Source organism: Paenibacillus terreus, from assembly GCF_042138595.1.
In the GTDB taxonomy this organism is placed as follows: domain Bacteria; phylum Bacillota; class Bacilli; order Paenibacillales; family Paenibacillaceae; genus Paenibacillus; species Paenibacillus terreus.
Window position 1 is genome coordinate 143,681 of sequence record NZ_JBHIRX010000006.1, and the last position, 21,049, is coordinate 164,729.

A 21,049-nucleotide genomic window follows, 5' to 3' on the forward strand; every position below is an offset into this window, starting at 1 on the left:
TTTCTCCCACCAATCGTTTGATTATTTATCTTTTAAATTTGCATGATAACGGTCTAATCCTGTTTGATAGATTTCCATCAATTCGTTCAGGCCCATCTTCTCCAATGTCTTCACATATTTATCCCACTGTTCATCCACGCCCCCGTTAACAATGAATTTACCTCGTTGGGCATTTACATATTTAATCAGTTCTGGCTCAATTCTATTGATTTTGTCCAGCTCTTCCTTTTCAAAGAATATATTTGGATAGTTTTCCTTCTCCATATATGGATTGTAATATTGCTCCAAATCTTTAACACGCTGCTGGGCCCGCGGCTCCAGATCAACAACTTTTCCAAGGTCTTCGATGGTAATAACGCCAGGCCCGCCTGCACCTGGAGCCACTTTTTGCCGGAATTCACCTGCGGAGGTTCCATCAGGGAGCGGCAGGTTCACCAACTTGCCATTTTCGTCTTTCTTGAATACAACATCCAGCGGACCCCAGTGAATCTGAGCCGCCATATAGGGTTCATACTGCTGATCGATCCAACGCATCGTGATTTCGGGATAGCGGTTCGCTTTTGTTATCACAAAGGCGCCGCGTCCCGGCCCCCCTCCGTTGCCGCGGCCAATCAATTGGTCACCGTTCGGTCCTTTAAGCGGAGACAGTAAAGCATAATCCTGGCTTCGTTCCGTTCCGACAACCTCTTCGGCTTCCCACCAGATGTAGGAGCCAAGGGTTTCGTCCTTCGTTTTGCCTTTTGCCAGATACTGAGCAGCGTCCTGGGTGAAAGATTCGGGGTCAATCAGGCCCTGTTTATACCACTTTTCGTGAAAATACTTCAAAGCTTCCTTGTACTGGGGTTGCGTCGCGGTAAAAATCACTTTTCCGTCGCGGACGATCCGATGCTCCATGTTATCCGGAAGTCCGAAAGCTCCGAATATGCCGCCAATGTCCATACACCATTGCATGTGCATGAAGCTTAACGGAATTTCATCGGCCTTGCCGTTGCCATTCGGATCCTGCGTTTTAAAGGAAATCAAGGCTTCGGTGTATTCATCGAGCGTTTGCGGCATTTTCAGACCGAGCTTTTCAAGCCACTTTTTATTGATGACATGAAAGAAAGGGTTGGTTCCCAGGTTATTCTCTTCCCACGACGGCAGCCCATAAATGTGCCCATCGGGGGCTGTGATCGCTAACTTGATGTCTGGCCTGCGCTCCAAAAGCGCTTTCAAATTAGGCGCGTACTGATCGATCAAATCCTCCAGTGGAATGATCGTCCCGTCTTTACCGTAATTGATGAGCTCGTAATCCGAAAATCCGGCTGCGTAAAAAGCGTCCGGCAAATTTCCGCTGGCCAGCAGCAAATTTTTCTTCTCTGCATAGTCTGTGTCCGGAATGTTCTCCCACTCGATCTTTACATTTGTTTGCTCCTCCAGCCGTTTGAAAATTTCCATTTCGGAATACTCCGGCGCCAACGCTGCTTTTGGGGATACCATCTTTAACGTCACTGCTTCTTTAACAATCGGCAGACCGGTTTTGTTGAAGTTCGTATCCTGTTTCGGATTTTTCACCTGATTTTTGGAGCCGTCTTCTCCCGCACATCCGTTCAGCGCAAGGGCTCCGGCCAGCACGAGAATTCCTGCGTTTTTGAATAAAGATTTCATCGTACCTAACCTCCCTTTAGTTCATCCATAAAAATCACAATATTTTTTTCCCAATCCGGCTTTATCCGAATGCACAATGGTTGGCTGCCATATATCCCCTCCCTTCAAGTAATCGTCAGCATCAGCCTTTGATCGACCCAATCATTACCCCTTTGACAAAGTACTTTTGCAGAAATGGATACAAAATCAGCAGTGGCAAGCTGGACACGATAATAACACCGTACTTGATAAGTTCAGTAACCCTCATCTTCGCTGCATAGGATTCCACATCCACCATCATCCCGGAGTTGACCTGATTTTGGACGAGAATGTTGCGCAGCACCAATTGAAGAGGATATTTGCTCTCGTCATTCAAATAGATCAAAGCATCGAAAAAGCCATTCCAAAAGCCGACGACATGATACAACACCATGACTGCAATGATGGACTTGGAGAGAGGCAAGACAATACTCCAAAAAAATCTGGTGTTGGAGCAACCGTCGATTGAAGCGGCTTCCCACATTTCATCCGGAATGGACGACTGAAAGAATGTCCGAACGATGATAACATTGAATATCCCGCCAGCTCCAGGAATAACCAGCGCCCAAATCGTATTTAACATGTGCAGATCCTTGATCAACAAATACGTGGGAATCAACCCACCGCTAAAAAACATGGGGATCAGTAAAAACCACATAATTGCTGATCTTCCGACCAGATCCTTGCGGGCTAACGGATAGGACGCAAATACGGTAACAGCTACTCCAATCAAAGTTCCCAAACCCGCGTAAAGAAGGGAATTTGCATATCCGATCCAAATAGAGGAGTCATTAAAAATTCGTAGATAGCCATCGAGTGTAAACCCCTTCGGATATAACCATACTTCTCCTGAATAAATCAGATTGGGATCACTGAATGAAGCAATCCATACAAAATACAGCGGAAATAATATGAGCAGCATGACCACGGTCAACACGAAATAGTTAATGGCGTCAAACCAGGCGTCCTCTCTGCTTTTTCTCTTCAAAAGATTGTTCAAAGTAAATCCCCCTTACCACAGACTGGTTTCCGTCAATTTTTTGGCGATCCGGTTAACGGTGACAATCAGGATGATGTTGATAACGGAATTAAACAATCCAACCGCCGTTGAAAAGCTGTATTGCGCCTTCTGAATCCCTAATTCGTATACATAGGTTGGAATAATATTGGAGGTGGCATAGTTCAGATCACTTTGCATCAAAAAGGCCTTCTCGAAACCGATGCCCATAATGTTTCCAAGTGCGAGAATCAGCAGAATGATAATCGTCGGAAGAATGCCAGGAATATCTACATACCACACCCGTTTCCATTTACTCGCACCATCCATAATGGCGGCTTCATGCAATTCAGGATTGACTCCTGCAAGCGCTGCCAAGTAAATAATCGTGGAGAAACCGGTCTCTTGCCATATCCCTGACAAAATATATAAAGGACGGAACCAGCCTTCATCAGCCATAAACAGAATGGGTTCTCCTCCAAACGAGGTAATAATGTGGTTCACGAGCCCGCTGTTTGGCGATAAAAAAACATGGAGCATACCGACAAGCACAACGGTAGAGATAAAATGAGGCGCATAAATGACCGTCTGAATAAATTTCTTGTATCGCTTGCCTAACATTTGATTCAACATAACCGCTATGATAATCGGAGCCGGGAAGCTGAACAAAAGTGACAGGAAACTGAGCGTCAGCGTATTGAACATGATCGTCCAGAAGTTATAAGAATCAAAAAAATCAATAAAATGCTGAAAGCCTACCCATTCGCTGCCCCATATCCCCTTGCTCGGTGAAAAATCCTTAAATGCAATTTGCACTCCGTACATCGGGTAGTACTTGAATACGAGATAAATCAAAACAATCGGCAGCAGAAACAGATACAGTTCATAGTTGCGTTTGATTCGATCCCAGGTTTTACGATTTTCTTTGATAACGAGTTGATATTCTCCGGAATCCCTTGAATTCACCCTAATACTCCCTTTCTTATATAATTTTTGAAATTGAAACGTTTCCATTTTAATTTGAAACGTTTCCAATTTAGTTTAAGAAGAACGCCAACCGCAAGTTCACTGATGCAGCGACAGAAGCGATTGGTGTTTTTCTAATAACCGTTGAAAAGGAAACTCCTTTTTTTTAGGTGAAACTAAGTAGTTTCACCTCGTCTAAATATGACCGGAAGACGATAAACTTCCCGGTCCAAGGTTTCTCCTTCTATCTTTTTGTAGAGCAGTCTGATCGTCATACGAGCCATCTCCTCTACAGGCTGCCTGATCGTTGACAATATCGGATGAAAATAGGAATGATCCTGAATACCGTCATATCCGATAACCTTTACATCCTCTGGAACACGAATCCCCTGCTTGCCTGCTTTATCTATATATTTCGCGGCGAACATATCAGTAATGGCAAAAATACCGTCCACATCGTGATACTTATCCAGAAACTCGTCAAAATAGGCATCGTCGTCCAAAACGGGATCCGGCTTCTCGTATACAACATAGTCGACTCCCATTGTTTTCGCCTCATGTATGAAACCTTCTCTCCGATTCATGGTTTCACTGAAAACGGAGGTGACACTGCCCAAAAAAGCCATTTTTTTTGCACCTGCTTTGACAAGTTCCCTTAACGCCAGGCGCCCCCCTTCATAATTGTCCGAAGTGACGCATGTGATTTTCTTGTTAAAGTGTCTGTCGATACTGACAATCGGAATGTCATTGCTTACGTCATTTTCAATATCGTTGTATGTAATACCAACAATACCTGCCACTTTGTTTTGCTGCAGCATATCGAGATAATACAATTCCTTTTCGGGTTTGCCGCCGCTATTGCACAGCATAAGCTTAAAGCCTTCCCGGTCCAACTCATCTTCAATGTAATATGCCAATTCAGAAAAGAAAGGGTGCCAGATACTTGGGAGCAGCAGGGCAACCATCTTGGATTTCCGCATTTTGAAGTTGCGGGCAACCTCATTAGGGATATAATTCAATTCTTGTATGGCTTTCTCCACTTTTTTGCGTGTAGCGGGTTTTACAGAGCCCGAATTGTTAATGACTCGGGATACAGTTCCCACAGCTACACCAGCCAAGTTGGCTACATCTTTAATACTTGACATCTAACCCTCCACTTGAGCATCGCTTATGACAATCATAATAATACTAAATTGGAAACGTTTCAATAGTTAATTTGGAAACGTTTCATTTTTTTTATGGACGCACATAATCACCATCAATCACGAAAAGGCGGCTCTCCTGGTCATAACCAAGGAGGCCGCCTTTTCACAGGCAATACAAAATGAGAGGGGCAAGCAGCCCAGTTTATCAAGGAGCATCATAGCTCACAAGATAAGGCTGGAGCTCGGTATTGTAATGACCGATGCTATATTCAACGACCTGGCCGTCGGCACTGTAGGAGTATCGGATACGCTTAAGCGTAGAAGCTCCTTCCGGGATGCCAAGCAATCGTCCGGTTTCAACGCTTGCCGTACCGACGGTAAACGCATCACGAAACCGCTCCAGGCTGATATCATTTTCTTCAATCAGGTCATACAGCGATTGCATATCTGCATGTGCATCCCCTGTAACTGCAACGGCAGAGGGATCAAGGTAATGCACATAATGAATATATGGTTTACCGTCGAGCAGATATAACCTCTCAATACGCAGGCAGCGCTCCCCGAAAAGCTGGAACGGCTCGGATAACGCATCATTGGTTACCATTTCCGAACCGAGCAGCTTCTTCTCCATCCGATGGCCTTCGTCAACGAGAATTTCCGTGAACCTTTTCCCTTTGGACAGCCGGGACAGGGAGCGATTCCGGATCACTGTCGTGCCTACACCGCTTCGTTTTTCCAGATAGCCCTCCTGGCATAATTCCTGCACCGCATTGCGGACTGTCACCTTGCTGACGCCAAACTCTTTTTCCAGCTGCGGCTCAGACGGAATGATCGTTCCCAGGGGATAAATGCCGTGCAATATCCGGTCCTTCACGATTTTCTTGATTTGCAAATATAACGGCCCATTTTTGCGCGTAATGGACAATCCGCGTCACTACCTTTCCACGTCAGGCATCATTTGGGTCATGGCCTTCAAGACTTCGGCCTCGGATGCATTCGGCGTATCTCCGGACACGGTATGTGCCAGCGCCGCGGCGGCTGCGGCAAAGTCAACAGTGTTCTTCGCGGAGAAATTCTGAATTTCTCCATGAATGATGCCGCTCGCATATGCATCTCCCGCCCCTATACGATCATACACCATAAAGCTGAGCGTGTCCGAAAATTCAAATTGTCCGTCTTTATAAATATACCCCTGCAAGGAGTGGCTGTTATCCCGGTTAATGGACCGGTGCGTCCCGGCGGCTACCGAGATCCCAAACTTGCCCGCAACCTGCGGGATCAAGTCCAGCAGCTGCTCCTTCCTGTCCGTGGCCTGCGTTTCCATACCGAGAATATGCAGCGCATCCTTTTCATTCATCATGACGACATCGGCCAGCCCGAGCATCTCCTCATAATGTGGTTTGGCCAGCGCATATCCACCGTCACCCCATAGGGATGGGCGATAATTACAGTCGAACACGACCTTGCCGCCCGCCTGCTTCACTGCTGCGGCCAGTCTTTTCATATGTCCGCGTACCGTGTCGTTCATGGCCAGCGAAATTCCGCAGAAATGCATGATATCCACGTTCCCGGCAATGTCCGCCGGATCGTAGCTGTCCTCTGGAGCCTGATTAAAACTGCTTCCCAGACGGTCTGTGTAAGTAACCCTGCTTGGGCGCATACCAAATCCGTTCTCCAGAAAATACATGCCGACAAATTTTCCGCCCCGCTGGATCAACGAGGTGGACACATCCAGCTTGCGCAAATACGCCATGGCCGCTTCGCCCAGCGGATTGTCAGGCAGCGTTGTGACCAGGTAACCGGTATGACCAAAGCGTGCCAGGGCGGACACAATATTGACGCCTGTTCCCGAAAAGGTATACCGGAGCGCATCCGCCTGTGCCAGCGTGTCATACCCGGGCACCTGCAGCCGCATCATCACTTCCCCAAATGCGGCTACACGTTTACTCATATTGATCCACCAGCTTTTTCATCGTTTCGTACAGGAACTGTACGTCCTTGACGTTCGTGTTGCCGGTGTCCTTATCGATGATGGAAGAATACACATGCGGGATCACCTGCGGAACACCAGCTTCGAGCGCAATACGCAGGATCTCTTCGAAATTGTCCAGATCGATGCCGCCTGTCGGCTCCAGGGCAAAGCCTTCCTCGCCGCATGCCTGCGCCACTGCCCGGAATTCATCCTCAAGCTTCAGCCCCTGCATTGGGAAATATTTCAGCGCATTTCCGCCCATATCGCGCACGAGCGCAATCGCTGCTTTCACAGGCACGATGGCATGTTCGGACAAAGCCGCACTGACAGGGCCAGTCGAAATATTCACATAGCCGGGACGGCCGCACGGAGATACAAGACTGTTAATCCAGCTGTCGCGGGTGTCCAGATTGGCGCGGGTCGCTCCAACGGCTGTGAACACCTGGTTGATGTGTGTGCCGCCATAGCTTTTCACGATTTCCGCCACGACCGCCGCCTGCCGGTTGTCCCCGGCCCCGAGACCGATGGACACGGCGTCTTCGATGGCCGCTCCATATTCCTTCATGGCAGCGACAGCTGTCTCCGCATCCGGATAGTTTTTGGACAATACCCCGACAATGACATGGCCTTCAGCGGCTTCGTACACTTCACGGGCGTTCTCAATGCTGCCTGCCAGCACATTAAGCGCAGCGCGGTTTTTGTAAAGACGTTTTTCCATCAAAGACATATTATTTTCCTCCCACAATTTCCTGAATTCTCGATACGATCACCTGGATGTCATCCCCTTGGAAGGAGCGGGCATCCAGATCGAAATATCCCTGCCGTACTCCGTAGTCGCGTGTATAGATGGCAATCTGCCCTTCCCGCAATTGGTCGTTCACTTGTTTGGCATCAATGCCGGTCTCCGCCTCGTTAATCTGGATCCGTCCGCGGAAAATCGCTCTGCCTGCTTCGTCCTGCACAATGCTCACCCGGACGCCTGGCAGATCGTTCAATACCATGAGCGCCTGCAGCGATTCCTTCTCCTGCTCGCTCTTATCCTCTTTGCGGGTATACTCGTCGAGTGCCTGTAGCAAGCCAAATGTCGATTCCTTGCCAACCTTCATGCTGCGCCCGATGCCATGCAGCTGTACCTTCAGCCACTCAATATATTGGCGCTTGCCAGCGACAATGCCGGAGGTCGGTCCTTCAATGGCTTTGGAGCCGCTGTAAATGGCCAGGTCGGACACCTTGACATATTTGTAAATATCCTCTTCCGCCGCCGCATCCACGATGAGCGGTACACCCCGCCGCTGCGCGACTTCCCAAGCTTCCTCCACGGAGATCATGTTCTTTTGCACACTGTGATGGGATTTTACATACAAAATAGCGGCCGTCTGATAGCTAATAGCGTCTTCGATATGCTCCTTCCGGCCTTCATTGGCATAGCCCACTTCAACGAGCTTGCCTCCACCCAGATACACCATAGTCTCCACAGGAGCACCAAATTGTACGTTATGACCCTTCAGGATAATGATTTCATTCTTGGCAATGGGGTCCTGGTGAAGCCGTTCGCTTAGGCGTTTGTTGCCCTGGGTCACGATCGCTGCAACCGACAGCGCAATGCCACTGGATGCCGAGTTGACGACGACAGCAGCCTCCGAGCCCAAAATTTGCGCAATATGGTCGCCGGCTTTATTCACCAGGTCAGCAATCTCCACATACTGCTGCCCGCCGGTCTTCATCGCCTCCATCACCGTATCCGTAGGTGCGGAGACACCCAGAATGCTCATGCGGCCGCTGGCGTTAATGACCCGTTTCAATCCGTATTTAGCAAGTAAAGAATGATCCATGAATGACAGCTCCTTTAGCTTCAATATATTGGTCCGCAGTCCGTTCCTCGCCTTCGGAATCGACAAGCACAATCGGCTCCTGCTTGACGGCAAACAGCGTCAGGTTGGCATCGTCCCCGACCTGAATGCGGCCGAGCTCAGGCTTACCGAGCCAGTCTGCCGCTTTGGCGGTGACGGCATGAATAACGTCTTCCAGGCTGTGGCCCAGATACAAAAACTTGGACAGCACGTTCGCCATACTGTAGACCGGTCCGTTCAGACGGTTGCCCCGGTAAATGTCGGTGCTGATCGTGTCAGGCTGAATGCCGTTTTGCTTGGCGTGCTCGGCGACCCGGAACGAGAAGCTCGCCGAGCCGTGGCCGACATCCAGATGTACTCCCCGCTTGACCGCATCCACCAGCACAGGCAGCGGCTTACCGGCTTCATCGAACAGATTGTTCGGCTTGCCGTTCAGATAGTGGGTGACCACGTCCCCTTTGGCGAGCAGAGGGATCACCTCTTCGATTTGCGGCGGAGCCGAGCCGATATGCACCATCAGGTGCAAACCTGTTTCCTCCGACAGCTCACGCGCCAGCTGCAGCGGCCGAATACCGCTCTCCTTCACCACACTGCGGCTGATACGCGCCTTCAGGCCGACAATGAAATCCGGATACAGAGCGACGGCCTCCCTGACCTTTTCCTTGTCGATCCACTCCAGCTGGGACAGCTCATCCACCCGCTGCAATCCGATGTGCGAGATGTTCAGAAATGCAAAACAGCGGGTGTTCGCAGCAGCCGCGCTTAATTGCAGCTCCCCGATCCGGTCAGCGCCGCAGCTCCCTGCATCGATGATCGTCGTCACTCCCTGCTTGACGCCAATCTCGTCGATCTCGTCCCCATACGGATCAAACTCCGGAAAAGCATGCACATGCATGTCGATCCAGCCGCTGGATACGTACAGCCCGGTGCCGTCAAAACCATCGCTTCCCGGCAGCGAGCCTCCCTGGGCAATCTCCGTAATCTTCCCATTCTCGACAGCAATATCGGCGGTCTGTCCATTGACAAATTTCACATTGCGAATGACCAAACGTTCAGACATGTACTCCTTCCTTCCCGAACGGCCTCCCATCCTTCATAAGGCGATAGCTTGTTTGGCTCCCTCTCTTACCGGAGCAGCCGCTCTTTATAGATCAACAATACCACATCTTGAGCAAGAAAAGAATATAACGTTATAATGTTTGGATAAAAAATATATTTTATAGGATATTGTGCTGTTTCTCTTTGATCCTATAATCAAAATGATAGGCAAAAGTCTTGTGATTCCGCCGTTTTTCAGCCGCTCTATACTGAATCTTTCAGGCGGAAATGGTATCATGGAAGTACAAAAAATTCGTTGGAGGTGTAGACGATGAAATGGGAGGAAGTACGTAGACTGTATCCTGACCGTTTTGTTAAACTTCGCATCCTGGAAGGACACATCGAAAACCAAGTTCAGTATGTTGACGATATGGCCATCATTCAAGCATTTGACGACAATAAAGAAGCCACCCGAGAATTGGTTCGGGCAAAGGACGACATTCTCGTCTATCATACGGGCAAGGAAAAGATTGAGATCCCTATCAAACGTTTATTTGGATACAGAGGTTAGATATGACCTTAAACATCGTGCCTAAAGACGGTCTTTTGTTTACGTCGATCGAGATTGTGTTTCGGGGAAAATCCATGGTGATTGACAATGTCGTTATCGACACTGGAGCCGCAGAGACGATCATTTCCCCGGATGCAGTCGAGGAAATCGGCATCTCTGCCGAACTCGACGATTATATACATTCTTCATATGGTATCGGCGGAAGTCTGCATAGGTTTTATTCCAAGTCGATTGACCAAGTGAATTTAGGAGCAGTAAGCCTGAGTAATGTGAAGCTGGATTTTGGTATCATTGACCCTCAGGGGCATATCAATGGTCTCCTCGGACTTGACCTTCTTATCAAATTAAATGCCGTTATCGACTTGAAGCATCTAACTCTGTCGCTGGATGCTTCATGATATTATCCATGTAGATGAAAAAGCAGGAGCCATTGTGGCTTCTGCTTCTTCACGGACGCCAAAAAAACTACATCATTTCCAGCGAAGCGATAGGTTTCAGGAAGGTGAATAAACAAGGCCTAAATGAAGTTGATGGTTTTTGATTAAAAATCCGGGTCAAGACTTAGATGATCGCTATAATTCCAGTGACCATTGGCAAACTCCATATAAATAAGAGCCGGAAATACATCATCACCTTCCGCTATACCTTGCGTAGAATCAGTCCATTCAAGTACTCCTTGGACTACGGCCTCTTTTTTCCCAAGGAAAATAACACGAACTTCCGATAATTTGTATCTCGAATCAGAATATTCAAAATGACCCTTCAACATCTCTTCCCACCTATACCAATCTGTAGCACCAGTATTCCATCGCTCAATAAATGAAGGGGCGGTATACTGAAGTGTAAGATTGAGATCTTCCGTGTTATAGGCTTTGTAATAGGTTTTGAGATCTGATAAGACTGCAGCCTGTTCCTGATTATATTTCTGTAATATCTCTGCCGCCTTTATATCAATATCCTTTGGAAGATCCACAAAATCGCTGGTTACATCCTCCCGTGCAATCTTCCACTGTCCATTTTCTTTTTTAATTTCAAAATTATACTCATTTTTTTGATCCAATACTTCCGTATTTTTAATGTAGGTAACCCGAAGAGTTGCCTCACTGGCAGATAAGTAATCAATTTGATCAATTGTGACTATGAAATCCCTGACTGGAATTTCACTGGGCTGTGTATTGGTCTCTTCATCATCTCTGGGATTATAATAGGCCCCGTTCAGGATTATCAGAGGTTAATAAAGCAGGACGGGGCGTTTCAAGGTATTGGGTAAGGAGTTTTTTCACTGCCGCATCCTCGCCATATCCATAAGGCTTCATTTTAATGGTAGAATTTTCTCTATCATAATCTATCGAATACTCTGCAAGATAACCGACCAAGCGAAGATAAAGGTAGACTTGCCCGTTTATAATAGGGATCGGGTCGTCCAAGTAGTAAATTCTGTCGTTAAACTCCACAATATCATCCCCGGCCCACAAAATAAGTTCAGAGCCATTAATGACCGTTGAAATTTCCAGATTTTTGGCATCAAACGAAGTCTTATAACCCAGCAGCTCAAACATTTCTTGAGCCGGGACATACGTGATCCCGTCTTTTACAATTGGCTTGACCTCATTAACCTTCTCATTTTTTACATAAAACTGAATCGGCCTTTCAGCAGCCATCACCATATCAGGCAGCGCTGCCAGCAAAACAATTGAAAACAAGAGGAATAGAAACTTTTTGATCATACAACACTCCCTATCGCCTTTGATATATTTCATATAGAGCCTATTCTTTATATCGGTAAATTTCTGTCCCAATCAAGCCCTAAACGGATGCTCCCGGATCATTTGAATAAAATTCCGGGCCGCTGCCGACAATTCCTCATTTTTACGTGTACACACAGCGATCGTATTCTTCATTTGCACCCCTTCTACCTCAACCCGGCACAGCTCACCGCGCTCCACGTAATCGCGCACAACCAGCGATGACACAAAGTTCGCACCGTACCCGGCAATCACGGCCGTAATCGCCTCATGCAGCCCGTTAAATTGCAGGGAAATGGTAGGAGCGGGCGCATTGTATGTACGGCATAGGGAAAATAACCGCTCCCGCGTCGAGCTGCCTTCCTCCCGCATGACAAACGGCTCCTTCATCATCTCGACCAAAGATACCTTCTGATTGGCATAGCGGTGATTGGGCGCCACCACGAACCACAGCTCATCCTGAAAAAGCTCCTCCGCCTGCACCGTATCCGGATATTCCTCAGGTCTTCCCCCATAAACGGCGATGTCCGCCTCCAGATTCAGGAGCTGCTCCAAAGCGCCGCTGGAGTTCGTTGTGGTGATCTTCATTTCTACCTGCTCATACTGCTTTTTGAATTTGGCAAGCCAGGCGGGCATGAGAAAATGGGCGGGCAAATAAGTGGCGGCGATCCGGATCGAGCCAACAGTCCCGCTACGATACTCCTGCACAAAACGCTCCATCTGCTGTTCGACCGCGAACAATCTCTTGGCCAGGACAGATAGCTGCTCACCGGCATCTGTCAGGGCAATCCCTCTTCCCTGAGGCTGGATTAAGGTAAGGGACAGCTCCTTTTCAAATTTCTTGATCTGGGCTGTTATCGCAGGCTGGCTGATATTAAGCGTCTCAGAAGCGCGCGTAACGCTCCCTGTGGTGGCAATGACGTGAAAAAGGCGCAATGCGTGCAAATTCATGACAGACAGCTCCGTTCCATAAATTTATATATTAAATATATAACAAATACAAAAACATATATTATATTTATGACTTTAACGAAAATATAATGAATTCGAAAGGAAAAATCAAATAAGGAGCAGTGATCGATATGAGCCAGTCAAACACATGGACCAAGGTAGACGAGTATATCGGGGAAAAGCTGATTGAACATGATCCCGTTCTGGAGCAGGTGCTGGTGGCCAATCGGCAGGCAGATCTGCCGGCAATCGATGTATCTCCAAGCCAGGGAAAGCTGCTGTCCCTGCTGGCGCAAATGGCAGGTGCCAAACGAATTCTGGAAATCGGCACTCTGGGGGGCTACAGTACCATCTGGATGGCCAGAACGCTTCCTGCCGACGGGAAAATTGTGACACTCGAGCTGGACCCGCACCATGCGCAAGCGGCCAGAGCCAATTTCGCCCTTGCGGGCCTGGAGGAAAAGGTGGATTTGCGCCTGGGCAATGCCTTGGAGCAGCTCGCTCAGTTGGATCAGGAAGGCACTGAACCCTTTGATCTGATCTTCATTGATGCCGACAAACCCAACAATCCGGCTTATCTGCGGTGGGCACTCCATTTTTCACACCCTGGCACAGTAATCATCGGCGACAATGTCATCCGGGAAGGCGAAATTATAAATAAGCACAGCACTGACCCCAGAATTCACGGGGTGCGTGCCTTTTATGACCTCCTGGCGGATGAGCCCCGAATCAATGCCACGGCCATGCAGACGGTTGGAAGCAAAGGCTATGACGGCTTTGTGCTGGGACTTGTAACCGGCTGACACTAGCTTCACAAATCTATCTCTTTGCCCGTCTCCATATTCCGCAGATTATTCCGATTTATGAAGTAATGACTTGAAACAAGAACATATGTTCTGTATAATTACTTTAGCAAACTTGGGATAAATGAAGAATTTCTTTCTATGGAGATACGGACATGGACGACAACTTTATTAAAGAGCTCCGCAGAACGAGCCGGAATGACAAACAGCGTTCCGAACTGCTCATCAAAGGCATGAAAGCTGTGCTGCAGGAACGCAAGGAAGAGAGCAGAATCAAGAGATGGATGAGGATGTACCGGGATAAGAAACGGCTGACCCGAAAGTTCAGGTCCTGATACCTATTCCTGGAATTTTATATTCCTGTAGAGTAGAGAACTGAAATTTCATTGGAGGGCTAAATGCCCTCTTCTTACTTTTCCAGCTCCCCCTTCATCAAACCGGACGTGAGGTTTTCCCTCATCCGGCCAACTCCATATCCCCTAAGGCAAATGGTTGAAACACATTGGCTGGCTCCGCTCGTGTTTCACAGCAACTGTACTTGGGGAGCGCCCTACTTGACTGTGTTGATCCTCCATCAGGTCAATGTTCCGTCCTGTTCTGCGTAGAAACTACACGGGCCACCAGCTTGCGCGGCAACAACCGCGGGAGAAACGTTATGAAGCGGTTGCGAGCCCCTGGCATGATGAATGTCTTGCCACCGATGAATCCTTGGTATGCTTCATCAGCCACCTGTCCGACTTCCATGATGCCTCCCCTCTGGAACAGCTTCGAAGCGCCCATACCTGAACGATCAACGAAGCCGGTTGCCGTCAATCCCGGACACAGTGCCGTTACCGTCACGCCCGTGCCGCTCAACTCGTTCCCCAGCGCCTCGGTGAACGACAGCACATATGCCTTTGTCGCGTAGTAAACCGACATCAGAGGTCCCGGAAAAAAAGCAACCACCGAAGCCACATTCATCACGCCGCCTTGACCTCGTTTGACCATGTCCGGCAAGAACAACTTTGTCGTAACCGTCAGCGCCTTGATATTGACATCGATCATATTCGTCTCTTGCTCCAACGGCGTTTCCAAAAAAGCCCCATGCAAACCGAAGCCTGCATTGTTAACGAGATAATCGACGGCAATCCCTTTTTCCTTGAGCTCCGCGTAAATCTTCTCCGCCACTCCGGGCAATGCAACATCCTCGGTGAAGACCGTCGCGTGTACGCGATACCTTTCCTGATAGTCCTTCGCAAGCTCCGCAAGCTTGTCCCCGCTGCGTGCTACCAACACCAAATTGTAACCATCCTTGGCAAACCGATCCGCCAATGCTTTGCCAATTCCACCTGACGCTCCGGTGATAAGTACCGTCTTGTTCATCTATAGTCACCCTCTGCCATTTCTTCAAAGCTTTCCATTCATTTCCTCCATTCTTCCTACAACGAGGGACAGAAAACTCAACAACCAGCGTATTAAGAGAGCTGCGGGTATAGGGCGGCTACACCGCCAGCAAGCCCACTTTGCACTTGGCGGCTCGCATCATCGGCGAGAATTTCAAAACTGTTCGATTCTATTCCGTCAATCGCAATTTTGGCAATATCTGCAGGGTTGGACTTGGGAGCGTCAATGCCTGACGTCATGTCTGTGTCCATATAACCCACATGCAAGCCAGCCACTCTTACTTGTTGAGGGTACAGATTTAAGCGCAGCACGTTTGTCAATCCCCATTCGGCTGCCTTGGCAGCCGTATATGCGCCTGCTCCTCCCATACTAAACCATGATAATACAGAAAGAATATTCAGAATGGTCCCTCCGCCATTATTGGAAATAACAGGCGCGAAAGCACGAACCATTGATAAGGTGCCAAAAACGTGCGTATTAAACTCTGTTTGTATGCGATCGAGATCATCGTCAAGCAAAGAAGCGCCGGTAGAGGAACCCGCATTGTTGATCAAAAGTGTAACATCCTTAGCCGCCGAAGCTGCCGCCTCTACCTCTTGAGGATTGGTAATGTCAAGTTTTACAGGTATTGCGCCGGGAATATCGACGGAGTCCGGATTTCTTGCGCCCGCATAAACCTTAGCCCCTCTGGATAAAAGTTCAAGCGTAAGATGGCGGCCGAGACCCCGGTTCGCTCCGGTAACAAATGCGACTTGTTCAGATATATTCATTTTGACAGCTCCTTTTCGTGTAATGGTTTTATAACCCCGTGTTTGTTGTCTGATACTAAGATATCTATCTCATTAAACGGACAACAAACGGACAACGGATGGTTTTCGACGCCAGTTTGCAGCCCGCGGCTCTTGTCACGGTTATCGAATGATCTTCATTATTCAAATCAGCAGCTTCAAGTTCTTATTTATATTTTCTTAACCTAAAATGCTAAGTGTGGTATTAATTATACCCGATAATTTCTCTTGATTTGTTGCTGTTTTAACCATTGTACGCAACCCTAACCAAGCATTCATGAAGTAATGAGAAAGGGCCTCAGGATCAAGTTTGGAGTCGATTTCCCCTGTTTGTTGACCAACAAGAATGAGATTATATAAAAGCTTCTCCGTTTTTAAATAGCTATCCTCAACAAAGGAAGAAACTTCTTGATCCAATATTCCTAGTTCTACACCAGAATTAACGATGAAACAGCCTTGAGGTTCTCCTTCTTTCTCTAAAGTGGTCTCTAAAAAAAGACGTAATAATTCTTTAACCGGATCTTGCTTCTCAACGAGTAACCTCATTTTTTTGTTTTGGATAGCCTGATATCGTTTAAGTGCCCTCATAAATAAGGCATGCTTATCTCCAAAAGTATCATAGATGCTTCTTCTGTGAATGCCCATATACTCGACCAGTTCTTGCATTGAAGTTTTTTCATAACCTTGCACCCAAAAAAGATGAATAGCTCTATCCAATACTTCATTTACTTCAAATTCTTTGTGTCTTGCCATTATCATCACCTCAAAGATTTGTTGCTTCTACCTCCTGGGCATGGTTAGAAGAATCTTCCCTTTGGCTGTTCCTTGGGCGATTTTCGCAATAGCTTTATTCACTTGTGAAAATGGAAATGTCGAATCAATGATTGGTTTCACACCTGTTTCATCGATCCACTGAGTCATATTTTTCAATTGAATGCCATTGGGCTGAACATACAAGAAATCATATGTTTTATGCTGAAGATACGCCGCTATGTCAAACGGCATTCCAATCGCACTAAAAATAAATTTCTGTATCGTTGAAAATCCGCCTTGTCGAGCTGCAAAACGTGCATTGGGCCCAGCATTCAATGATAACAATTTCCCGCCAGGTTTTAATATACTTAATTCTTTCCTGAACTCGCTTGCGCCTCGGGTGTCAATCACGTAATCGAAATCTTTCAGTAGCTTAACATAATCTTGCCTTTGATAATCAATAAAATGGTCTGCACCAATAGACGATGCTACATGGCGAGTCGATTCATCACCACTGACAGCTACAAAAAGGTTTTTTGATTTTGCATACGGAATGGCAATTTGTCCGAAGCCCCCCGTTCCACCGGGAATGAACAGCTTCGAGCCAGCTTTCACCTTCAGTACATTCAATGCCTGCACAACCGTCAAAGCTGATAATGGAACTGCTGCGGCTTCTTCAAAAGTAAGATTTTTGGGCATTTTCGCAACAATATTTGCATCAACAACAACGTATTCTGCAAAAGCTCCCATTGTATTCAGGGCAGTAGCGCATATACTCTGTCACCTGTCATTAAATCTCTAACGTCTTGACCAACCGCTTCAATAACACCTGAACCATCAATGCCTAGCGTTAATGGGAACTTATATCGGTCAAATACACGCACCTTTCCATTGATCGCTAGTTTGAGATGCGGATCAACACCTGCAGCATACATTTTTATTAATACCTGATGTTTGTCTATTCTTGGAATAGGCACATCGTTGATGAGAGCCTCCAGCTTTTTCGAGTAGCCGTTTATTTGGACTGCTTTCATCGTGTTCTCCTTAGAAATTTATAATCACCTTCCCTTTTGGACGTCCATTTGCGACTAATTCTATCGCTTCATTTATTTCGCTAATCGTAAACTGTTTTGGATGCAGCGGGGGAACGATATTATTTTTTTCAATCATTTCAGTGATTTTTTTTAGCTGTGCGCCATCGGAACGAACAAAAATAAAGCGATATTCGACATTTTGCTTCTTGGCTTTGTTATCATATTTAGCACCAGCAAGAGAAAAAAGCTTCTTTTTCCACCATGGAAAATTATTATCTTCAGCAAACCGCTTATTTGGCCCTGTACGGAGAGAAAGTAATCTTCCGCCCGGTTTAATGATTTTTAATTCATTATCGAATTCCCCCGGTCCCAAGGTATCTATTACATAATCAATATTTGACAACAAATCAACATAGTTTTCCTTGGTGTAATCTAAATATTGGTCTGCACCAATTTCTAAAGTACGCTCGCGTGCTTGTGAGTTGCCGCTAACAATAACCTTAAGCCCCATAGCCTTTGCAATCGGGACAGCCATTTGGCCAAAACTACCCGATCCACCTGGGATAAATACGGACTTGCCAGACTGTGCCTCAAGTTCTTCATGCAAGCCCTGATACGCCGTAAGCCCCGTCAATGCTGCGGCAGCGGCTTCAGTATAGGACAAGTTTTTAGGCATAGGCGCAATTGCGTCAGCATCAATCGCAGCATATTCCGCAAAAGCGCCAATTTTATTTAGTGGCAGTCGTGTGTAGACTTCATCACCTATATAAAATCCTTTTACATTTCTCCCTACTTTTTCAACAATCCCTGCCAATTCATTGCCAAGTGTCAGCGGGAATTTATAATCTTGAATCAGTTTCACGCTACCTGTAATAATTAACATTTCGAGTGGATTGACAGCAGCAGCTTTGACCTTTACCAAAACTTCGTTGTCAGCAATTTCCGGAATAGGAATATCATTTACTTGAGCATGGAGTTCTTTTGAATACTTGGTAATTTGAGCGGCTTTCATAAGTGTTTTCATTATTCATTCACATCCTTCCGTTTGTTTCCTTATAGACCAAATTAGGATTCCTTCAGAAAGTTGTACTTTAAGGAGTTTACTAATAGATGAAATGTATGGCGTAGAATTTTTCGGTTGTACGCCATTTTGAGCATTTCTATTTCTATCATTTCCAATTTTAATTTGAAGCTAATTACTTGCTTTCCTGGCGCTTTAATTCTTTCAATGTAGGATAATCCGTATACCCCTTGCTCCCGCCTAAATAAAATGTTGCAGGATCTGCTTCATTTAATGGAGCGCCTGTTTTAAGCCGTTCCACAAAATCCGGATTAGCTAATGCCCATACTCCAACAGGAGCTACATCAGCAAGGCCGCTTTCAATATCAACACTGATCTTGTCTATTGTCCGCCCAGCCCGATTGACTAATAAAGGATTTGTCCATAAGGAACGAATGTCTTGAAGTAATTCATCATTTCCAAGGTGCATGACGTGAAGATAAGCCAAATTCAATTTAACTAATTCTTTCGTCAAGTAACGGTAAAGCTCTGGCCCTTGTTCACCATCTTGAATTCCGCCAAGAGGCGTCCCTGGAGAAATGCGGAAGCCCGTTCTCTCCGGACCAATCTCATCAACGACAGCTTTGGCTACTTCAATCCCAAAGCGAGCGCGATTTTCTATAGAACCGCCATAATCATCCGTCCGCGTGTTTGAATTTTCTCCAATAAATTGGTTAATTAAATATCCGTTTGCTCCATGAATTTCAACACCGTCAGCGCCTGCTGCAATAGCTGCAGCCGCGGCTTTTCGATAATTTTGAATGGTTGTTTGAATTTCTTCTTTACTTAGTTCGCGTGGTACCGGGATCTCCTGTTTACCTGTAGGCGTATGCGTTTCTATCCCCGGAGCAATTGCAGATGGCGCAACCGGCTGCCGATGATGTGGTGTATTGTCAGGGTGCGATACACGACCGGCATGCATTAATTGAATATAGATGTATCCGCCTGCTTCATGCACGGCACTGGTCACCTTTTTCCATCCTTCGATATGCTTTTCTGTATAGATCCCAGGCGTCATTAAGTATCCTTGACCATCGTCTGATGGTTGTGCGCCTTCCGTAATTAGAAGTCCTAAGGAGGCGCGTTGAGCGTAATAAAGTGCAGCCAACTCTCCAGGCGTACCATCTACTTGCGCTCTGTTACGCGTCATTGGCGACATCGCTAGTCGATGAGGCAATTCCATGTTTCCAATTTTGATTTTACTCCATAATTTTTCCATCTTTATTCCTCCTATTGAAGTGAGATTTCTTGAGTTTGTATAGATTTACAATTATATTCAAAATTCTAAAATCACTGGATAAATCTGTCCCCTTAAATTGAAAGTATAATTTTGATCTACAATTCCTACCACTTCGTTGCTGTCATACAGCTCTACCATAAAGCCTGCCATTTCCTTAGCGGTGTGATATTTAGGCATATTTGCTTTAAAATCAAAAGCTTCAGCATCTATTGATTTTTGTGCAAATTCCGACTCCGTAATAGCTGGTGCTAAAATTTTCGCCTTTAATTTTGCACCTCTTAGTTCCAATTCTTTAGCAAGCCCTTCAGTAAATGCACTAACATAATATTTGGATGCAGAATATGTGACACTGCCTACAGCGATAGCATATCCAAGTGCTGAAGATACGTTAATCAACTGAGCGCCTTCTACATCAGCATAGTCTCTAACATAGAGCGTAGAAAGAATAGTCAAGGATTCGATGTTCACTCTGAGCATATTCTCTACTTTTTCCAATTTTTGATCAGCAACAAAGGCTCCTTCTCCAAGCCCTGCATTATTGATCCATGTTTCAATTTGATATCTCTTCAAATCCTTATATAAATTGTATGCTTGATCAGTAACCGAGAGGTCACTTGTAACAACAACAACATCAAGATCTGAATTTATCTCCTTAACCTTTGATTTAAGTTCTTCTAACTTATCTAATCTTCTGGCAACAATGATCAAGTTTTTTCCCCGAGCAGCAAACGCCAACGCAGTCTCATAACCAATTCCTGAACTTGCTCCTGTAATTACTGTATACTGCATGCAATTCTCTCCTTTTAATTTGAGCGACCATTAGAGAATGATCGTTCTATTTTGATCATAGTGAAGGTTTTTTTAATCTAGAGCAATCTTATCATTTTTAGAACGATCAGTAAAGTATTTTTATCAAGGGAATTTGACTTGTATCTTTAACTTTTAAGCGGTTGAAATTCTTAAGACAACTTACATCTTCCCCACGACAGAGCACAATTATTCTTCATACTTGATAAAAAGCTTTTGATAATTATTATGCAGAATGCGAAGACGCATGCATGGGAGCTTAGGGGACCTGGCACCAAAGC

At 46.3% G+C, this 21,049-nt stretch carries 24 protein-coding genes; 4 read left to right on the forward strand and 20 right to left on the reverse strand.

Features of this window, described 5'->3' with window-relative positions:
• Positions 1–21: 21 nt before the first annotated feature.
• The 9 genes from ACE5KN_RS13310 to ACE5KN_RS13350 all read right to left on the reverse strand — a co-directional run bounded on the left by ACE5KN_RS13310 (position 22) and on the right by ACE5KN_RS13350 (position 9,655).
• Positions 22–1,647: an ABC transporter substrate-binding protein gene (locus tag ACE5KN_RS13310; RefSeq protein ID WP_375524888.1), complete on the reverse strand. Its 1,626-nt coding sequence runs from the start codon at positions 1,645–1,647 to the stop codon at positions 22–24.
• Between the two features lie 121 nt (positions 1,648–1,768).
• Complete coding sequence (locus ACE5KN_RS13315; protein WP_375524887.1) at positions 1,769–2,665, reverse strand: carbohydrate ABC transporter permease; 897 nt, start codon at positions 2,663–2,665, stop codon at positions 1,769–1,771.
• Between the two features lie 12 nt (positions 2,666–2,677).
• Positions 2,678–3,628 (reverse strand): ABC transporter permease, encoded by a 951-nt coding sequence (locus tag ACE5KN_RS13320; RefSeq protein WP_375524886.1) that lies wholly within the window; start codon positions 3,626–3,628, stop codon positions 2,678–2,680.
• A gap of 176 nt (positions 3,629–3,804) precedes the next feature.
• On the reverse strand, positions 3,805–4,773 hold the full coding sequence (locus ACE5KN_RS13325) for a LacI family DNA-binding transcriptional regulator (protein WP_375524885.1): 969 nt from the start codon (positions 4,771–4,773) through the stop codon (positions 3,805–3,807).
• Between the two features lie 205 nt (positions 4,774–4,978).
• Entirely contained in the window at positions 4,979–5,698 is a 720-nt protein-coding gene (locus tag ACE5KN_RS13330; protein WP_375524884.1) for a GntR family transcriptional regulator, read from the reverse strand.
• 9 nt (positions 5,699–5,707) lie between these two features.
• On the reverse strand, positions 5,708–6,724 hold the full coding sequence (locus ACE5KN_RS13335) for a sugar kinase (RefSeq protein ID WP_375524883.1): 1,017 nt from the start codon (positions 6,722–6,724) through the stop codon (positions 5,708–5,710).
• Positions 6,717–7,472 (reverse strand): 2-dehydro-3-deoxy-phosphogluconate aldolase, encoded by a 756-nt coding sequence (gene dagF, locus ACE5KN_RS13340; RefSeq protein WP_375524882.1) that lies wholly within the window; start codon positions 7,470–7,472, stop codon positions 6,717–6,719. Before dagF ends, ACE5KN_RS13335 begins: the two co-directional genes overlap by 8 nt.
• Position 7,473: 1 nt before the next feature.
• Complete coding sequence (locus ACE5KN_RS13345; RefSeq protein ID WP_375524881.1) at positions 7,474–8,577, reverse strand: DgaE family pyridoxal phosphate-dependent ammonia lyase; 1,104 nt, start codon at positions 8,575–8,577, stop codon at positions 7,474–7,476.
• Positions 8,555–9,655: an amidohydrolase/deacetylase family metallohydrolase gene (locus ACE5KN_RS13350; protein WP_375524880.1), complete on the reverse strand. Its 1,101-nt coding sequence runs from the start codon at positions 9,653–9,655 to the stop codon at positions 8,555–8,557. The genes ACE5KN_RS13345 and ACE5KN_RS13350 overlap by 23 nt, the downstream gene beginning before the upstream one ends.
• 309 nt (positions 9,656–9,964) lie before the next feature.
• Between ACE5KN_RS13350 and ACE5KN_RS13355 the strand changes: the two genes are divergently transcribed.
• Complete coding sequence (locus tag ACE5KN_RS13355) at positions 9,965–10,204, forward strand: hypothetical protein (protein ID WP_375524879.1); 240 nt, start codon at positions 9,965–9,967, stop codon at positions 10,202–10,204.
• 2 nt (positions 10,205–10,206) lie between these two features.
• On the forward strand, positions 10,207–10,602 hold the full coding sequence (locus tag ACE5KN_RS13360) for a retroviral-like aspartic protease family protein (protein WP_375524878.1): 396 nt from the start codon (positions 10,207–10,209) through the stop codon (positions 10,600–10,602).
• Between the two features lie 143 nt (positions 10,603–10,745).
• Here ACE5KN_RS13360 and ACE5KN_RS13365 read toward each other — a convergent pair whose 3' ends face one another.
• From ACE5KN_RS13365 to ACE5KN_RS13375, 3 genes are all read right to left on the reverse strand, one after another.
• On the reverse strand, positions 10,746–11,264 hold the full coding sequence (locus ACE5KN_RS13365; RefSeq protein WP_375524877.1) for a hypothetical protein: 519 nt from the start codon (positions 11,262–11,264) through the stop codon (positions 10,746–10,748).
• A gap of 139 nt (positions 11,265–11,403) precedes the next feature.
• Positions 11,404–11,931 carry a copper amine oxidase N-terminal domain-containing protein gene (locus ACE5KN_RS13370; protein ID WP_375524876.1) on the reverse strand — a complete coding sequence of 176 codons (528 nt, stop codon included), beginning with the start codon at positions 11,929–11,931 and terminating at the stop codon, positions 11,404–11,406.
• A gap of 72 nt (positions 11,932–12,003) precedes the next feature.
• A complete protein-coding gene (locus ACE5KN_RS13375; protein WP_375524875.1) occupies positions 12,004–12,900 on the reverse strand; it encodes a LysR substrate-binding domain-containing protein in 897 nt (298 codons plus the stop codon).
• 131 nt (positions 12,901–13,031) lie between these two features.
• On the opposite strand from ACE5KN_RS13375, the gene ACE5KN_RS13380 reads away from it, so the two are divergent.
• Positions 13,032–13,703, forward strand: a complete 672-nt coding sequence (locus ACE5KN_RS13380; RefSeq protein ID WP_375524874.1) for an O-methyltransferase — start codon at positions 13,032–13,034, stop codon at positions 13,701–13,703.
• A 155-nt stretch (positions 13,704–13,858) separates the two neighbouring features.
• On the forward strand, positions 13,859–14,038 hold the full coding sequence (locus ACE5KN_RS13385; RefSeq protein ID WP_375524873.1) for a hypothetical protein: 180 nt from the start codon (positions 13,859–13,861) through the stop codon (positions 14,036–14,038).
• Between the two features lie 244 nt (positions 14,039–14,282).
• Here the strand turns inward: ACE5KN_RS13385 and ACE5KN_RS13390 are convergent, their stop codons facing one another.
• The 8 genes from ACE5KN_RS13390 to ACE5KN_RS13425 form a co-directional block, all read right to left on the reverse strand.
• A complete protein-coding gene (locus ACE5KN_RS13390; protein WP_375524872.1) occupies positions 14,283–15,065 on the reverse strand; it encodes an SDR family NAD(P)-dependent oxidoreductase in 783 nt (260 codons plus the stop codon).
• A 92-nt stretch (positions 15,066–15,157) separates the two neighbouring features.
• Entirely contained in the window at positions 15,158–15,856 is a 699-nt protein-coding gene (locus ACE5KN_RS13395; RefSeq protein ID WP_375524871.1) for an SDR family oxidoreductase, read from the reverse strand.
• A 198-nt stretch (positions 15,857–16,054) separates the two neighbouring features.
• Positions 16,055–16,627, reverse strand: coding sequence for a TetR/AcrR family transcriptional regulator (locus ACE5KN_RS13400; RefSeq protein ID WP_375524870.1), 573 nt, complete (start codon positions 16,625–16,627; stop codon positions 16,055–16,057).
• A gap of 27 nt (positions 16,628–16,654) precedes the next feature.
• On the reverse strand, positions 16,655–17,377 hold the full coding sequence (locus ACE5KN_RS13405; protein ID WP_375524869.1) for an NADP-dependent oxidoreductase: 723 nt from the start codon (positions 17,375–17,377) through the stop codon (positions 16,655–16,657).
• Between the two features lie 5 nt (positions 17,378–17,382).
• Positions 17,383–17,661, reverse strand: a complete 279-nt coding sequence (locus tag ACE5KN_RS13410) for an alcohol dehydrogenase catalytic domain-containing protein (RefSeq protein WP_375524868.1) — start codon at positions 17,659–17,661, stop codon at positions 17,383–17,385.
• Positions 17,662–17,671: 10 nt separating this feature from the next.
• Positions 17,672–18,685: an NADP-dependent oxidoreductase gene (locus ACE5KN_RS13415; protein ID WP_375524867.1), complete on the reverse strand. Its 1,014-nt coding sequence runs from the start codon at positions 18,683–18,685 to the stop codon at positions 17,672–17,674.
• A gap of 172 nt (positions 18,686–18,857) precedes the next feature.
• On the reverse strand, positions 18,858–19,940 hold the full coding sequence (locus tag ACE5KN_RS13420; RefSeq protein ID WP_375524866.1) for an alkene reductase: 1,083 nt from the start codon (positions 19,938–19,940) through the stop codon (positions 18,858–18,860).
• A 57-nt stretch (positions 19,941–19,997) separates the two neighbouring features.
• Entirely contained in the window at positions 19,998–20,750 is a 753-nt protein-coding gene (locus ACE5KN_RS13425; protein WP_375524865.1) for an SDR family NAD(P)-dependent oxidoreductase, read from the reverse strand.
• Between the last annotated feature and the right edge of the window lie 299 nt (positions 20,751–21,049).

Excerpts from the sequence above, each read along its gene's own strand:
- ACE5KN_RS13310 (WP_375524888.1), bottom strand. The coding sequence starts at position 1,647 with ATGAAATCTTTATTCAAAAACGCAGGAATTCTCGTGCTGGCCGGAGCC.
- ACE5KN_RS13325 (WP_375524885.1), bottom strand. The coding sequence starts at position 4,773 with ATGTCAAGTATTAAAGATGTAGCCAACTTGGCTGGTGTAGCTGTGGGA.
- ACE5KN_RS13335 (WP_375524883.1), bottom strand. The coding sequence starts at position 6,724 with ATGAGTAAACGTGTAGCCGCATTTGGGGAAGTGATGATGCGGCTGCAG.
- dagF (WP_375524882.1), bottom strand. The coding sequence starts at position 7,472 with ATGTCTTTGATGGAAAAACGTCTTTACAAAAACCGCGCTGCGCTTAAT.
- ACE5KN_RS13345 (WP_375524881.1), bottom strand. The coding sequence starts at position 8,577 with ATGGATCATTCTTTACTTGCTAAATACGGATTGAAACGGGTCATTAAC.
- ACE5KN_RS13350 (WP_375524880.1), bottom strand. The coding sequence starts at position 9,655 with ATGTCTGAACGTTTGGTCATTCGCAATGTGAAATTTGTCAATGGACAG.
- ACE5KN_RS13355 (WP_375524879.1), top strand. The coding sequence starts at position 9,965 with ATGAAATGGGAGGAAGTACGTAGACTGTATCCTGACCGTTTTGTTAAA.
- ACE5KN_RS13360 (WP_375524878.1), top strand. The coding sequence starts at position 10,207 with ATGACCTTAAACATCGTGCCTAAAGACGGTCTTTTGTTTACGTCGATC.
- ACE5KN_RS13370 (WP_375524876.1), bottom strand. The coding sequence starts at position 11,931 with ATGATCAAAAAGTTTCTATTCCTCTTGTTTTCAATTGTTTTGCTGGCA.
- ACE5KN_RS13375 (WP_375524875.1), bottom strand. The coding sequence starts at position 12,900 with ATGAATTTGCACGCATTGCGCCTTTTTCACGTCATTGCCACCACAGGG.
- ACE5KN_RS13380 (WP_375524874.1), top strand. The coding sequence starts at position 13,032 with ATGAGCCAGTCAAACACATGGACCAAGGTAGACGAGTATATCGGGGAA.
- ACE5KN_RS13385 (WP_375524873.1), top strand. The coding sequence starts at position 13,859 with ATGGACGACAACTTTATTAAAGAGCTCCGCAGAACGAGCCGGAATGAC.
- ACE5KN_RS13390 (WP_375524872.1), bottom strand. The coding sequence starts at position 15,065 with ATGAACAAGACGGTACTTATCACCGGAGCGTCAGGTGGAATTGGCAAA.
- ACE5KN_RS13395 (WP_375524871.1), bottom strand. The coding sequence starts at position 15,856 with ATGAATATATCTGAACAAGTCGCATTTGTTACCGGAGCGAACCGGGGT.
- ACE5KN_RS13400 (WP_375524870.1), bottom strand. The coding sequence starts at position 16,627 with ATGGCAAGACACAAAGAATTTGAAGTAAATGAAGTATTGGATAGAGCT.
- ACE5KN_RS13405 (WP_375524869.1), bottom strand. The coding sequence starts at position 17,377 with ATGGGAGCTTTTGCAGAATACGTTGTTGTTGATGCAAATATTGTTGCG.
- ACE5KN_RS13410 (WP_375524868.1), bottom strand. The coding sequence starts at position 17,661 with ATGAAAGCAGTCCAAATAAACGGCTACTCGAAAAAGCTGGAGGCTCTC.
- ACE5KN_RS13415 (WP_375524867.1), bottom strand. The coding sequence starts at position 18,685 with ATGAAAACACTTATGAAAGCCGCTCAAATTACCAAGTATTCAAAAGAA.
- ACE5KN_RS13420 (WP_375524866.1), bottom strand. The coding sequence starts at position 19,940 with ATGGAAAAATTATGGAGTAAAATCAAAATTGGAAACATGGAATTGCCT.
- ACE5KN_RS13425 (WP_375524865.1), bottom strand. The coding sequence starts at position 20,750 with ATGCAGTATACAGTAATTACAGGAGCAAGTTCAGGAATTGGTTATGAG.